The sequence below is a fragment of the Aeromonas sp. 602200 genome (assembly GCF_049173895.1).
GTDB classification, from domain to species: domain Bacteria; phylum Pseudomonadota; class Gammaproteobacteria; order Enterobacterales; family Aeromonadaceae; genus Aeromonas; species Aeromonas veronii_A.
On record NZ_JAAKSL010000011.1, the window covers coordinates 144,096 to 157,473 of the forward strand.

The following is a 13,378-nucleotide window of genomic DNA, read 5'->3' on the forward strand; positions in this document are numbered from 1 at the left end:
CTTTTTTATGATGAAAATCGGGAGCGTGGAGGTTTCGGGCGATGCGAGGCATCGCAGCATCACTGCAATGGATATGTCGGTTTATGGCTCAGGCTTCGCGCACCATCGATCATCAGTTGGCTTACTCCATGTTCCCCATCTGGCTGGGGGCGATCCTGCTATTGCTGGTCCTGCTGGCGTGGGCCCAAATCCCGGCTGCCAGCCGGATTGAAGAGCAGCGAATGAAGGAGCATCTGCTGCGCGTGACCAAGGCGGTGCAGGCGGATGTGGCCGCTCTGGATGCATTCAGTCGGGATTGGGGCATCTGGGATGACAGCCATCGTTTTATGGACAACAAAAGCAGGGGGTACATCGAATCCAACCTGTTCAGTGATATGCCGATGCGGGATTTTAGTCTCAACCTGATGAGCTTCATGGATCTCACCGGCTACGAAATCTGGACGCGCACCCTGCTACCCGATGCGCCGGGGATCAATCCGGATCAGTTTCCCTACTTCCTTGATGAACTGAAAAAGCAGTTAAGGGCGCGCTCGGTGGCGCACGGGGGCATCAATCTGCACGGGATCCGAGCTTCCCAGTGGGGGCCGCTGATGTACTCGTGGCAGCCGATCAGAAACAGTGACGAGTCGGCACCGTTCAACGGTTTCTTGCTGGTTGTACGTTGGCTCGACAAGGCCTATCTCGAGCAGGTATCGGAGCGTACCGCGCTGCCTCTGGCGATTTCCCACGCCAATCTGGATGTCACCGCTACCTTCAAACCACTGAAACCGCAAATAACGTATCGCCTGATCGACCTTGGGCTCACCCGGCTCAGGGGAGAGGTGCGACTGCTCAACAGCGATAACCAGCCGGTGCTGACTCTGGTGATTGAGGAGGAGAGAAAGATCTTGAGTGGCGTCATGGAGGGGGCGCTCTGGACCTTTATCGGCATGCTGTTTATCAGTTTTATCTGCGTCATGATCGCCATGTACCGGCTCAACAGCATTGTGCTCACCCCGTTGCAGCAGCTGGTGTCGGCGCTGCAACGCTTTGGCGATCGGCCTGATGCCACCTTGATCCCCTATATCGACAGCAGCGCCGAGATGGCGACCCTGAGCGGCAAGTTCAAGGAGATGGCCAGCAAGGTCAGTCAGCAACACGATGATTTGTTGGAAAAATCCAGCCAGATGGAGATGGCTGCATTCACCGACCCTTTGACCCGTTGTTTCAATCGTCGCTATCTCGATGGCTGGTTGCAGGCCAACCGGGCCAAACCTTGTCTGTTATTGCTGCTGGATCTGGATCATTTCAAGCGGATCAATGACCGCCTTGGCCATGACATCGGGGATCTGGTGCTGAAACAGTTGGCGGATCTGCTGCGCAAGGTGGTGACAGGAGAGCGCGAGCCTATCATCCGGCTGGGCGGGGAGGAGTTCTTGTTGCTGTTGCAGGTGGATGACGAGCAAGAGTTGGCGCTGCGGGTCGAATATCTCCGCCAGCGTGTCGCTCAGCACCGCTTTGGCAGAGAGGATGCGCCACTCTGGTTGACGGTGTCGCTGGGGTTCTGCCGCTATCCGTTGCACCCGGAGTACCCGGATTCATTCTGGAGTCATAGCTTCAAACTGGCGGACATGGCGCTGTACCAGGCCAAAGTCGGCGGGCGAAATCGGTGGTGTGGCTACGCTGTTAGCCTCTCTGCTGAGGGAATGGGTCAGACTCCGGAACAGCTTGCCGAAGGGGGAGATATCACCCTGCTGCACTCTGTCAATCCGGATTAACCCTGCCGTACCAATACCAGATAGGCCAAGGCGACAATAAAACCGAGCAGGATAAAGAGAAAGGATCCGATTCCCCACACGGCCGCGAGAAAGGCTCCCACCTTTTGCCATTTCGACTCATTTTTCATAAATAAACCATTACTTCCCAGTAACTTGTATGGCGCAAAAAATACGCTGATTTGCCCATGTTAACAACAATTAATAGCCGCTCTGCCGCGCAATAAGGTGTGGTTTGTTTGCTCCTTTTGGCGCTGGATGCGGGTAGTTACAACCTGTCGAAACAGGTATTTCAGCTTGTTGTCTGGGGACTCAAGGAGATTGGGATGGCGCGCAAAGATGTCACACCAATCGATTTATTTCTGTGCAACCTTTGCTCCAAGTCAATAACTTTGCATTTACAAGGGCATATAGTCAGCGGGCTTACAGCATCAAATGAAAACAAAAAAAGGGATTACGTGATGAAAAAATTACTTCCTCTGATGATTGCCGCTGCAGTGACCTCTCCTTTCGCCATGGCCCATCAGGCTGGCGATATTCTGGTTCGTGGTGGTTTGGCATTTGTATCGCCGCAGGAAAGCAGCACGCCTGTAGAGCTGGAAATTAATGACAACATGCAATTGGGATTGACTCTCTCTTACATGATTACTGATAACTGGGGTGTCGAATTGCTGGCTGCAACCCCTTTCTCTCATTCAGTCAAACTGGGTGGCTCTGAAGTTGCCAAGATCAAGCATTTGCCGCCGACTCTGATGGGTCAGTACTATTTTGGCGATGCTCAAAGCAAGGTTCGCCCGTATGTCGGTATTGGCGTGAACTACACCACCTTCTTTGATGAAGAGGGCCGTGGTGCATTGGCCGGGACCGATGTCAAAGTCGATGACTCTTGGGGTGTTGCCGGACAAGTTGGTATCGATATGGCGATCACTGACCGCTGGTTTGTCAACGGTTCAGCCTGGATCATGGATATCGATACCGATGTGCATACTGCGATTGGCACCATTAATACCAAGGTCGACCCGATGGCCTTTATGGTGGGTGTTGGCTACCGCTTCTAATGATTCTGACTGCGGCTCTGATCGGACCGCGGAAGATAGCAAAGTACGTCTCTTTCAGCCCGGCTTTTGCCGGGCTTTTTTCGTATTGCTGATTTTGTCTGGACTGTGATCCAACCCGATACAAATCAATTAAATCCCTGTCGCTTTATTTCAGTTATTCGCCACCCCTGCCGATAGTGACTATGTTCACTTTACCTTCCCCCAATGAGTGAGGATGTCTCCATGGGCTTATCTATTGTGCAGCGGATCATCGCCGGATTCGTGTTGATGCTGCTGTTGCTGATCCTGCTTGGTGTGATCAGTACCTTTAAAATCAAGGGTATAAATGACGGCCTCTCTGCCGTATCTGACCGGGCAACCCCGCTGGTAGTGGCTGTCGCAGGTCTAAAGGGGGCACTGCAGGATAGTAACCGCTGGGTGCTGGTCTACCGCACCAGTGAAGATGCCGCCCAGTTGCCGCAGCTGGCCAATCAGTTCAAGGAGCAGCAGAACCGCTTCGCCCAGCTGAGTCAGGAGATGGGTAAATTTACCGACGTAGCGGATGCTCGTGCCCGCTTCCAACAGGTCGAGAGTGCTACCACCCAATTTTATGGCTTGGCAGATCAGGTGTTGGCCCAGCATCGGCAGTGGGTCAGCGCGCTGGAGCAGCGCCACAAGCTGGAGATGGAATTTATCCGTCTTGAGGATACCTACCAGTGGGCGGCGGATCTGCTGCTGCAACAGACTGCCAGCAAGCGTTCCATGCGCAATAAGGCGGAGCTTATTACCTCGGGTATCGCCCGCGACCTGAAGAATATCCGTCGTGCCGATGCCAAAACCGACCTGAACGAGCTGGAAAAGGTACTCAGCAAGGATATCGAGATGGCCCGCAAGCGGTTGGAGCGGGTGCTGGTGCCTGATGATGTGAAAGCGCGCTTTGTCTCCAATCTGGATCGGATGCAGGAGCTGGCGCTTGGCGCTCAGGGCTTGTTGGCGACCATGCGTCAGGCTCAGCAACTGGCGCTGTCGCTGGCCACGCAAAATCAGCAGTTGGATGCCAGTCTGGTCAACAGCCTCAATTTGCTCGATGAGATGGGCAAGTCTGCCGGAGCCATCGCCAGCGATAGCCGGATCAACGCCGATGCGGCGGTCAGCAGTGCCAGCTTCTGGATCCTGGTGGTTGCCGCGATGTCGGCCGCTGCGGCGCTGGTGATCGGCTATACCACGGCGCGCAGCATTCAGCGCCCGTTGCAGATGATCAACAAAGAGCTCGATTACATGGCGGCCGGTGATATGACCCGCCGCATCAACTACCGCAGCAGTTGCGAATTTGGCAGCCTCTCTCGCTCCATCGATACGCTGGCGGGCAAGACCGGCGAGCTGCTCTCTCAAATCAATGCAGGCTCCCGCCATCTGGTGGATGAAGCGAGCCGCGCCGCCGAGATCAGCGAACGGGCCATGTCCCGGGTACAGGAGCAGAAGAGCCAGACCGATCAGGTGGCCGCCGCCATTACCGAGCTGGAAGTGAGCGCCACCGAGGTGGCCCGCTCTACCGATGGCACCAAGCGGGAAGTGGATCTGGCCGATGAAGAGGCACGCAATGGTCGCCAGAAAGTGGCCACCACTCGCCGGCTCACCGAGCAGCTGGCTGGCGCCATGGAGGAGGCGGTCGGCATCACCTACAAGCTGGGCGAATTCAGCAACAACATCGGCAGCATTCTCGACGTGATCCGCAGTATTGCCGAGCAGACCAACCTGCTGGCCTTGAACGCCGCCATCGAAGCTGCCCGTGCTGGCGATGCCGGTCGCGGTTTCGCGGTGGTGGCCGATGAGGTGCGGGCGCTGGCCAATCGCACCCAGACTTCGACGGAGGAGATCCAGGGGATGATTGAGAACCTGCAGAGCTCCAGCAAGCATGTGGTTGAAGTGATGGGGCGCAGCCAGGAGCAGACCCAGAGCTGTGTCGAGCAGACCCGCGAGATGGATGTGGCGCTGCAATCCATTGCCGATCGGATGGGGGCCATCAAATCGATGGCTGATCAGGTGGCCCATGCCGCGCAGGAGCAGATCTCCGTCAGTCAGGGGGTCGCTCGTCATATCGCCGGTATTGCCGATGTGGCATACGAGACCGAGCGGGAGGCGCGCGAATCCGCCAGCAGCAGTGAAGTACTGGCCGACCTGGTCGCCAAACAGCAGCAATTGATCGCACATTTCAAGGTCTAGGAGGGCTTATGTCTAAAAAGTGGATTGGAGCCCTGAGTCTCCTGTTGTGTGGCCAGCTGATGGCCAGCGAGCTGGTGATTGAAAGCTGGCGAACCGATGACAAGGCGTTGTGGGAGCAGAAAATCATCCCGGCCTTTGAAGCGGCGCATCCCGGTATCAAGGTGAGTTTTCATCCGGTGCAGAACGTCAACTACATGCCCACCCTGTGGGAGAGCCTGAAAGGCGGTAAGGCGGGGGATCTCATTACCTGTCGTCCGTTTGATGACTCGCTCGCCCTGTTCAAGGCGGGCCATCTGGCCGAGCTGACCGAAATGGCAGGAATGGAGAACTTCCCGAGTTTTGCCCAGTCACCCTGGCAGACGGATTCCGGTGCCCAGACATTCTGTGTACCCATGGCCTCGGTGATCCATGGCTTCTTCTATAACAAGAAGATCTTCAGTGAGTTGGGGCTCACCTTGCCGCAAACCCGCGACCAGTTCTTCGCCGTGCTGGACAAGATCAAGGCCGACGGGCGTTATGTGCCGCTGGCCATGAGTGGTTCCGAGAGCTGGGTTGCCTCCGAACTGGGGTTCCAGAACATTGGTCCCAACTACTGGAAGGGAGAGGACGGTCGTCTGGCACTGATCGGCGGGCAGGAGCGGTTGGACAACCCGCAATATGTGAAAGTGTTCGACGAGCTGGCCCGTTGGCGTTCCTACCTCGGTGAAGGTGGTGAGAGCCGCGATTACGCGACCAGCAACGAGCTGTTCACGTCGGGCAAGGCTGCCTTTTATGTGGCGGGCTCCTGGGAGATTGCTCCCTTCACCGGCAAGGTCGATTTTGGCGTCATGCGTCCGCCGGTGGCTAAACAGGGTGATGGCTGTTTCTTTACCGACCATACCGATATCGGTATGGGGATGAACCCGGCCAGCAAGAACAAAGAGGGGGCGATGGCCTTCCTGCAGTGGCTGACGACGCCGCAATTTGCCGAGCTCTATACCAACTCGCTGCCGGGATTCTTCTCCCTCTCCAACCACTTCTTCGATGTCACCAATCCGGCAGCCAAAGAGATGATGGAGTGGCGCGATCAGTGTGACTCGACCATTCGGGTGGCGACCCAGATCCTCTCCCGTGGTACGCCCAAGTTAGGGGATGAACTGGCCGAGGTGAGTCAGGCGGTGCTGCTTGGCAAGATGGAGCCCAAGGCGGCCGCGGATCGACTGGAAAGTGGCTTGAAGGGCTGGTATGCCCCTCATCAGGGCAACAAGGCCAAGAGCGCGGATTGTCAGTGTGATGCGGTTGCCCCTGCTCCGGTTTCTGCTCCGACGACTGAGGTGTCCGCAGCCCCCGCGACCAGTGAAACATCGGCCGTGGTGTCACCTGCTGTGACTTCCGCAGAACCCGCATCAGCGGTTGCTGCCCCATTACCGGCGCAGTCGGATGAGGTAGAGCAGGCGCTCTCCAACGAGTTGGAAGCGCCACAGCAGCCACAGCAATAGGTCATCGGTATCAATAAAAACGGGAGGCATCAGCCTCCCGTTTTTTATGGCTCGCGGCCAGCATGTATTGCTTTATTGTGCTTCGTGGGGCCAGCGGCAGAGGCTGCCGATGCGGGCAACGGGGGCGAACCCCAGAGAGCGGTAAATGCGCTGGGCATGGTAGTGCTCGTCGGCCACTATGATTAGCTGTTTGGCGCGGGACAATCCTGCGCGAGCCACCTGACTCAGCAACTGGCGGCATAACCCCTGGTTGCGCCACGCATGGTGCGTACGTACCAACTGGAAGCGCCCAAGTGTGCCGCAAAAGAAGAGACCGCAGCTGGCGACCAGTTGCCCCTCTCGCCAGATCCCCCACCAGTCCCCGAGACCATCGGCAATCATGGCCTGATAGAGCGCCTGACGGGATCCAAGATAGGGGAGATAGCTCTGTTCCGAGTGCCCCTCATCCCGTTCATTGAGTTCGAAGTCGAGCCACTCAGGCCAATCAGCAGTGGTGAAGGTGCGTGCCTCAACCTTGTTCATGTCGCTGTGAGGGGGCGGGCAACTCTGTTCATCCAGCGCCAGCACCACGCACTCCATATATTGGTAACCCGTTGCGACAAAACCGGCGATCCGGCTGTTTTGTCCGGCCGCCAGTGGCCATTGGAAGGTGCGGTGGCGCACTCGAGGATCCTGGCCGATCAGCTGATCAAATGTGGCTTCCAGCCAGCCTTTGTCATGGTCGCTGGGCGGGGTGGGGAGTAGCAGGTAGTTGCCGAAGTAGTAGTCGGGAGCATCCGGCGTGCGAACCGCCCAGAACTGCTCATGCTGGATGACCTCGCCCTGGTAGCGATCAAACAGCAAGTCGGTGGCAAAGCCGGGGTGGGTATCCATGATGGTGCTCCTGCAAAGACTCATTCTGTTATCGGCAGGAGTGGGAAATAGATGAAAAGGGGCCGGAGAAACCTCCGGCCAAACAATCACACGCAGATTCAGAACGTCCAGGACGATCTGACCCCATCATAACTCGACTGGGGCAATTTTGGGATGGGCACTTTTCGGTTACGTACCGTTAATTTTGTAATTATGAAGTTCGTCAGATCGGATGTGAGGTAAATCCCTGTTGACTTTGTGTCGTTTTACTCATAAATATAAAGACGTTTAGACGTCCAAACATCCGTTTTGACGTAGGCAGATGGATTGCAGGACAGGGAGAAGAACATATGGGATTTCACAGTGCACGTCAGGTTGAGGCGCTCAACCAGAGCTTGGCAGATTTGAATGGCGATATATCGGTCAGTTTCGAGTTTTTTCCGCCCAATAGTGAAGGGATGGAGAATACCCTCTGGCAGTCCATCGAACGGCTGAAAGTGCTGGAACCCAAGTTCGTCTCCGTCACCTATGGTGCCAACTCCGGCACCCGTGATCGCACCCACAAGGTGATCAAGGACATCAAGGAGCGGACCGGCCTGATTGCGGCGCCGCACCTGACCTGTATCGATGCCAGCCGCGACGAATTGCGCACCATCGCCCGCGACTACTGGAACAGCGGCATTCGCCATATTGTGGCTCTGCGCGGTGACTTGCCGCAGGGGTTGGAGAAGCCGGATATGTATGCCACCGATCTGGTTGCTCTGCTCAAGTCAGAGGCGGACTTCGATATCTCGGTTGCCGCCTATCCGGAAGGGCACCCAGAGGCCAAGAGTGCGCAATCCGACCTGCTCAACCTCAAGCGCAAGATTGATGCCGGTGCCAACCGCGCCATCACCCAGTTCTTCTTTGATGTGGAAACGTATCTGCGCTTTCGGGATCGCTGCGCCGCCATCGGTATCGATGCCGAAATCGTGCCGGGGATCCTGCCGGTCTCCAACTACCAGACGCTGGCCAAGTTTGCCGGTTTCACCAATGTGAAGATCCCGCGCTGGATGCATCAGCGTTTCGAGGGGCTGGATAACGATCAGATGACCCGCAATCTGGTGGGGGCTAGCATCGCCATCGATCAGGTGCGCGTGTTGAGTCAGGAGGGGGTGAAGGATTTCCACTTCTATACCCTGAACCGCTCCGAGCTGACCTATGCCATCAGTCATACCCTGGGGGTTCGTCCCAAGGGCTGACCTGTGCTCACCGCGATAAAAGCAAAAAGCCAATGAGTTGCTCATTGGCTTTTTTGTTATGGCCGATTATCAAGGTCTGGTCGGGGCGATCTCTTTTGGCTCAAGATCGATGACCGCATTACCGGCAGCCCCCGGATACTGGCGATAGACCTGATCCTGCTCCAGTGTGTAGAAGGTATCCAGATAGTCGTCGTTGTTGGTCATCCAGGAGTCGGGCAGAGCCTTGACGATGCGACCGCCGAGATCGAGGAAGGGCAGTGCTTCCGGCACGCCACCCGCGGTAAAGCCGAGTTTGAGGGCTTCAATCAGCATGGCGCTCAGCTCCTTGTAGTTGACGTTGTCATCCTGCTCCATCATCACCACATCGACGGCACCCCAGCGATAGCGATCCCAGTAAACCAGGATCTGGTTGGGGGTGTAGTCTGTGTTGTCATAGTCGAGGTAGGGCATGTCGACAATATCGACCACAGGCTCATCCCGGCTGGGATTGACCCCTGCGACCACCGCATACACTTCGGCTGCGCCGAGCAGCCAGGGCTCCTGATCATCCTTCAGTCTGATCTTTTTCAGGATACTGGTCTTGAGTGGCGCCGTGCTGGCCGCCACTCGCGGAGCGCTTTGCAGATCCGCATCGGCCAGCGCCTTGCGCATCACCTTCAAGCCTGCGTTCTTGGCTTTGACGGGATCGGCTTCGACTACCAGAACCGGCCGGGCCGGTGCCTTGTCCACATCCAGATAGACGGGATTGCCAGCGCTGTCGAACGCTTCAATGGCGCTCCAGCTCTTCTCATCCCCACTTGGAACATAGGCGACCAGCGGTTCGACCCCCTGTTGCAGTGCGGCGGCCTGATCGGTGTTGGCCAGCCGCAACTGCATCAGTTGCTTGACCTCGCCATCCAGTCCTTGTCGGCTGATGGCCGCCTGGTTGGCATCGGTCGCCTGCCGCTTAAGGCGCGGGCTGGCCTTCTGCAGCAGGTTGGGAAGCGGGCTCTGGTATTGCTGATTGCTCAGCAGGGGCAGCAGGTTTTTCTGCTGAAGTGCGAGCTGGCGAGCCAGCTCTCGATCCGTATCGGCAGCCTGGACGCTCGTAGCACCCAGTATGGCCAGTAGTAACAAGACAGCCTGATTTTTCATTTTTATTCTCCGTTGCATGGAACCTGACAGGGCACCATGTCCGGGAAGATTGGTGCCCTGGCACCACTAGAAGGAAATTAGTTTCACTTGTGAATCATTTTATCTGGATAGTGTGCAGAGGTTCACGATTTGAGGTTCAATTGATTCCTTTGTCGATATAATTGGAACTGATAGATAGCCAGACCAATCAGCAGACCCCAGCAGGCTGCCGCGATGCCGAGCAGGCTGATCCCGGACGCGGTAATGATAAAGGTGAGCAGCGCAGCTTCTCGCGCTTCATCCTGTTGCAAGGCGGAGTGCAGGCTGTTGCCGATGGTGCCTAACAGGGCCAATCCGGCGACGCAGGTGACAAGGGCTGCCGGAAAGGCGCTAAACAGGGCCGCGACGGTTGCGCCGAAGCAGCCGGTCAGGAGATAAAAGTAACCCGCCCATACCGCAGCTGGCCAGCGGCGCTTGGTATCCGGGTCGACCTCTTGGCCCATGCAGATGGCGGCAGTGATGGCGGCCAGATTGAAGGCATAGCCGCCAAAAGGGGCTAGCAGCAGGCCAGTCAGGCCAGTCCAGCTGATCAGCGAGGAGGTGGAAGGCTGATAGCCATGGGCTCGCAAGATGGCGATCCCCGGCATGTTTTGCGATGTCATGGTGACAATGAACAGCGGCAGCGCGATACCAAACAGGGCATCAAGGGAGAAGGCTGGCCATGTCCAGACCGGGCTGGCGAGTTGCCAGTGAAGGGTGCCCATTTGCAAATCCCCCCGCACGCTGCAGATCAGCATCCCCACTCCCAGTACCAGTACCATGGTATAGCGGGGCCAGAGATGACGCCCCAGCAGGAAGGTCAGCAGCAGGGTGCCAAGCAGCAAGGGATCTTGCGGGGCGACCTTGAACAGATCCAACCCGAATCTGAGCAGCACGCCAGCCAGCATGGCGGCGGCCAGTGGAGCCGGAATATGTTTCATCAAACGGTCGAACCAGCCGCTGATGCCACACAGCGTGATCAGCAGGGACGAGATCACAAAGGCGCCGATGGCTTCCGCCAGAGTGAAGTTGCCCAGCGTGGTGATCAGCAGTGCCGCGCCCGGTGTGGACCAGGCGGTCAGTATGGGTATGCGGTAATAGAGAGAGAGGCCGATGCAGCTCACCCCCATGCCGATCCCCAGCGTCCAGAGCCAGGAGGCAACTTGGGCAGTATCAGCACCCGCTGCCGTGGCGGCCTGGATGATCAGGATGACGGAGCTGGTGTAGCCGACCATTACGGCGATAAAGCCTGCGACCAGATGGGGGATGGCGAAGGGCATGACTCTTCCTCTTGGCGTTGTGACGCGCTGTGCGTTATTACGTACAATAAAGCTTTGACTATATCGCTGTGCGCTATAGCGCACAAGGCGCATCGTGCAAGAGTAATAAAGAGGCCGTTATGCAAGAGATGAGTCAGCATCTGGCTGCTCGACTGAAGGGGCTGCGCAGCGAGCGCGGCTGGAGCCTGGATGCCGCCGCGCGCGAAACGGGTGTCAGCAAGGCGATGCTGGGGCAGATTGAGAGGGGAGAGTCCAGCCCGACTGTGGCGACGTTGTGGAAGATAGCCACCGGTTTTCGAGTCTCATTTTCCAGTTTCATTGAGCCCACACCCGCCACGCCGGAAGAGGTGCTCTATCGCACCGCCGATGCCATTCGCCAGCAGCCAGCGGGAGAGGGCATGCAAGTGGCACCGCTCTTCCCTTATGAAAACCGGTTTGGTTTCGAGTTGCTTGAGCTGACCCTGTTGCCGGGTTACCAGCGTGAATCCGAGCCCCATGAGCCGGGAGTGACCGAGCATGTCATCGTCATCAGCGGAATGATGGAGGTGTTGGTGGAAGGGGAGTGGCGCTCATTGGTGCAAGGGGAGGCTGTGCGTTTTGCTGCCGACCGTCCCCACGGTTATCGCAATCTGGGCATAGCCCCGGCGATTTTCCACAACCTCATCCACTATCCGGTGGCAACACCCTGAACATGTTCCGCAGTCATCAACCCGGTCGACCATCTGCTCTGGGGCGGATCAGTATCGGGGTATAGACCCAGACAAACAGACCATAGGCCGCGATCCAGGCAAGCGCGCTGAGGTTCCAGCCATGCAGGGTATAAGCAGGCCAGAGCAGGGGAATCACCACCCGCATTGTGGCGGCGGCGATGACCAAGGCAAATGCGCCAGTGATCCTGCGTCCCACTTGCAAGGCCCGACCGCTATGGCCGAGGGAGACTCGCGCAATCATGCCTAGGATCATGGTCCCCATGCAGCCTGCGCTGAGCAGGTGACTGGCTATCGACAACGTGATGGGCAGACCCGCGCTATGTGCCGCAAGGGCGAGCAGGCCAAGAGGGATAAACAGATAGGCGAGATGGAGTGACCACAGCAGGGGATGCGCAAGGGTCGATGGCAGATGCCAACGCAGTTGCCGCCACAGATGCAAACTCGCCGCCACTATGTAGAGAGGCACTATATATATGCTGGTGACCCATTGGGTGGGGAGTAACAGCCAGCAGAGCAAGATAAGCCACAGTGTCGCGAGCGCAGTCCGTTCCAGCCAGAGCTGAGGTGCAGCTTTCTCCTGACCGGTTGCCCGGGCGGTAAAGAACGGAATCACCCTTCCACCCATCACGGCGATCAGGGTGGTAAACAACAGCACAGTGGTGATCAATAGGTGCTCAACGGTGGTCCAATCGACCTGCCATAACCAGCTGGCACCATTGAGCAAGGTCAGTATCAGCAACAGGGGCACGAAGAAGAGGTTGCGCCATTGCCGGGTTATCAAGATAGGCTTGGCAAGGAACCAGGCGCAAAGCGGTAACCAGAGCAGGTCTGCCACCATCAGGAGCGTATTCTCCTCACCCAGCCAGGGTAACAAGGTCCTTGGCAACATCCACAACCCCACCACCATTGCCAATGGCCAGCTCCGAACACCGGGATGGGCCGTCCAGTTCTGCACCGCGGTGAGCAGAAAACCCGCGACGATGGCAGCCCCGAAACCAAACAGCATTTCATGACCATGCCACCAGATCGGGTTGGCAATCCCTGGCAAGGTAAGCCAACCGTTGAGCTGCCCCAGCCAGAGCAACATGGCGACTGCCGCAAACAGAGCCCCGAACAAGAAGAAGGGTCGGAACCCCAAGCGGAACAGCGGGATGATTTGCTCTTCCTTATGGCTATCGAGGATTTGATGCATGAGGGTATTCCAATTAAACATTTGAGATGGCAATTATAAATTAGCTTTTCAAATGTTCAATTTAAATCCGGCAATAGTCAGGATTGATGCCATTTCGTGCAAAAAAAGAGATGATTGTTTGATATCTGAGCGAACGAACTTTTTTGCTGAAAAAAGCCCTTGTCATCCCGGAGCAGCTCCCTATAATGCGCCCCTACCAGCACGGCGGAACACGCCAACCTGATGAGCCAGCTTCCTAGTGAAGTAGGCGCCGAAAGAAAAGCGAAAACAATCGCTTGACTTTCGAAGTGAGAAGCGTAACATGCGCCTCCTCAACGCGACAAGCGTGCCGCTCTTTAACAATTTGAATCAAGCAATCTGTGTGGGCACTCACAGCATCGAACATCAAAAACAATTTTTGATTTTCAATGTCTGGTGAAGTGACCAAAGCAACGAAAGTTGCAGTAGTTAATTCAGCAA

The 13,378-nt window shown here is 56.8% G+C and carries 11 protein-coding genes; 6 read left to right on the forward strand and 5 right to left on the reverse strand.

The window, feature by feature from the left end; translation table 11 throughout:
* Positions 1 to 83 precede the first annotated feature (83 nt).
* The 4 genes from G5221_RS14280 (at position 84) to G5221_RS14295 (ending at position 6,492) form a co-directional block, all read left to right on the forward strand.
* Positions 84 to 1,757, forward strand: coding sequence for a diguanylate cyclase (locus G5221_RS14280; protein WP_421263445.1), 1,674 nt, complete (start codon positions 84 to 86; stop codon positions 1,755 to 1,757).
* 458 nt (positions 1,758 to 2,215) lie between these two features.
* Positions 2,216 to 2,812 carry an OmpW family outer membrane protein gene (locus G5221_RS14285; protein ID WP_127008721.1) on the forward strand — a complete coding sequence of 199 codons (597 nt, stop codon included), beginning with the start codon at positions 2,216 to 2,218 and terminating at the stop codon, positions 2,810 to 2,812.
* A gap of 222 nt (positions 2,813 to 3,034) precedes the next feature.
* Positions 3,035 to 5,014, forward strand: a complete 1,980-nt coding sequence (locus tag G5221_RS14290) for a HAMP domain-containing methyl-accepting chemotaxis protein (RefSeq protein ID WP_421263446.1) — start codon at positions 3,035 to 3,037, stop codon at positions 5,012 to 5,014.
* 8 nt (positions 5,015 to 5,022) lie between these two features.
* A complete protein-coding gene (locus tag G5221_RS14295) occupies positions 5,023 to 6,492 on the forward strand; it encodes an extracellular solute-binding protein (protein WP_421263447.1) in 1,470 nt (489 codons plus the stop codon).
* A 72-nt stretch (positions 6,493 to 6,564) separates the two neighbouring features.
* Here the strand turns inward: G5221_RS14295 and G5221_RS14300 are convergent, their stop codons facing one another.
* On the reverse strand, positions 6,565 to 7,365 hold the full coding sequence (locus G5221_RS14300; protein WP_421263448.1) for a GNAT family N-acetyltransferase: 801 nt from the start codon (positions 7,363 to 7,365) through the stop codon (positions 6,565 to 6,567).
* Positions 7,366 to 7,694: 329 nt separating this feature from the next.
* Here G5221_RS14300 and metF point away from each other — a divergent pair, with 329 nt between their 5' ends.
* On the forward strand, positions 7,695 to 8,585 hold the full coding sequence (metF, locus tag G5221_RS14305; protein WP_421263449.1) for a methylenetetrahydrofolate reductase: 891 nt from the start codon (positions 7,695 to 7,697) through the stop codon (positions 8,583 to 8,585).
* A 69-nt stretch (positions 8,586 to 8,654) separates the two neighbouring features.
* Here metF and G5221_RS14310 read toward each other — a convergent pair whose 3' ends face one another.
* Both G5221_RS14310 and G5221_RS14315 read right to left on the reverse strand, forming a co-directional pair.
* A complete protein-coding gene (locus G5221_RS14310) occupies positions 8,655 to 9,719 on the reverse strand; it encodes a DUF3103 family protein (RefSeq protein ID WP_421263450.1) in 1,065 nt (354 codons plus the stop codon).
* Between the two features lie 122 nt (positions 9,720 to 9,841).
* Complete coding sequence (locus G5221_RS14315) at positions 9,842 to 11,017, reverse strand: benzoate/H(+) symporter BenE family transporter (protein ID WP_421263451.1); 1,176 nt, start codon at positions 11,015 to 11,017, stop codon at positions 9,842 to 9,844.
* A 119-nt stretch (positions 11,018 to 11,136) separates the two neighbouring features.
* Between G5221_RS14315 and G5221_RS14320 the strand changes: the two genes are divergently transcribed.
* Positions 11,137 to 11,706 carry a helix-turn-helix domain-containing protein gene (locus tag G5221_RS14320; RefSeq protein ID WP_110304488.1) on the forward strand — a complete coding sequence of 190 codons (570 nt, stop codon included), beginning with the start codon at positions 11,137 to 11,139 and terminating at the stop codon, positions 11,704 to 11,706.
* Positions 11,707 to 11,722: 16 nt separating this feature from the next.
* Here G5221_RS14320 and G5221_RS14325 read toward each other — a convergent pair whose 3' ends face one another.
* Positions 11,723 to 12,919 carry an NnrS family protein gene (locus G5221_RS14325; RefSeq protein ID WP_110304490.1) on the reverse strand — a complete coding sequence of 399 codons (1,197 nt, stop codon included), beginning with the start codon at positions 12,917 to 12,919 and terminating at the stop codon, positions 11,723 to 11,725.
* A gap of 235 nt (positions 12,920 to 13,154) precedes the next feature.
* On the reverse strand, positions 13,155 to 13,378 hold a 224-nt coding region (locus tag G5221_RS14330; protein WP_421263452.1), incomplete at its 5' end, for a hypothetical protein.

Bases quoted from the DNA above. Each gene is read 5' to 3' on its own strand.
- G5221_RS14280 (WP_421263445.1), top strand. From the start codon at position 84: ATGGCTCAGGCTTCGCGCACCATCGATCATCAGTTGGCTTACTCCATG.
- G5221_RS14285 (WP_127008721.1), top strand. From the start codon at position 2,216: ATGAAAAAATTACTTCCTCTGATGATTGCCGCTGCAGTGACCTCTCCT.
- G5221_RS14290 (WP_421263446.1), top strand. From the start codon at position 3,035: ATGGGCTTATCTATTGTGCAGCGGATCATCGCCGGATTCGTGTTGATG.
- G5221_RS14295 (WP_421263447.1), top strand. From the start codon at position 5,023: ATGTCTAAAAAGTGGATTGGAGCCCTGAGTCTCCTGTTGTGTGGCCAG.
- G5221_RS14300 (WP_421263448.1), bottom strand. From the start codon at position 7,365: ATGGATACCCACCCCGGCTTTGCCACCGACTTGCTGTTTGATCGCTAC.
- metF (WP_421263449.1), top strand. From the start codon at position 7,695: ATGGGATTTCACAGTGCACGTCAGGTTGAGGCGCTCAACCAGAGCTTG.
- G5221_RS14310 (WP_421263450.1), bottom strand. From the start codon at position 9,719: ATGAAAAATCAGGCTGTCTTGTTACTACTGGCCATACTGGGTGCTACG.
- G5221_RS14315 (WP_421263451.1), bottom strand. From the start codon at position 11,017: ATGCCCTTCGCCATCCCCCATCTGGTCGCAGGCTTTATCGCCGTAATG.
- G5221_RS14320 (WP_110304488.1), top strand. From the start codon at position 11,137: ATGCAAGAGATGAGTCAGCATCTGGCTGCTCGACTGAAGGGGCTGCGC.
- G5221_RS14325 (WP_110304490.1), bottom strand. From the start codon at position 12,919: ATGCATCAAATCCTCGATAGCCATAAGGAAGAGCAAATCATCCCGCTG.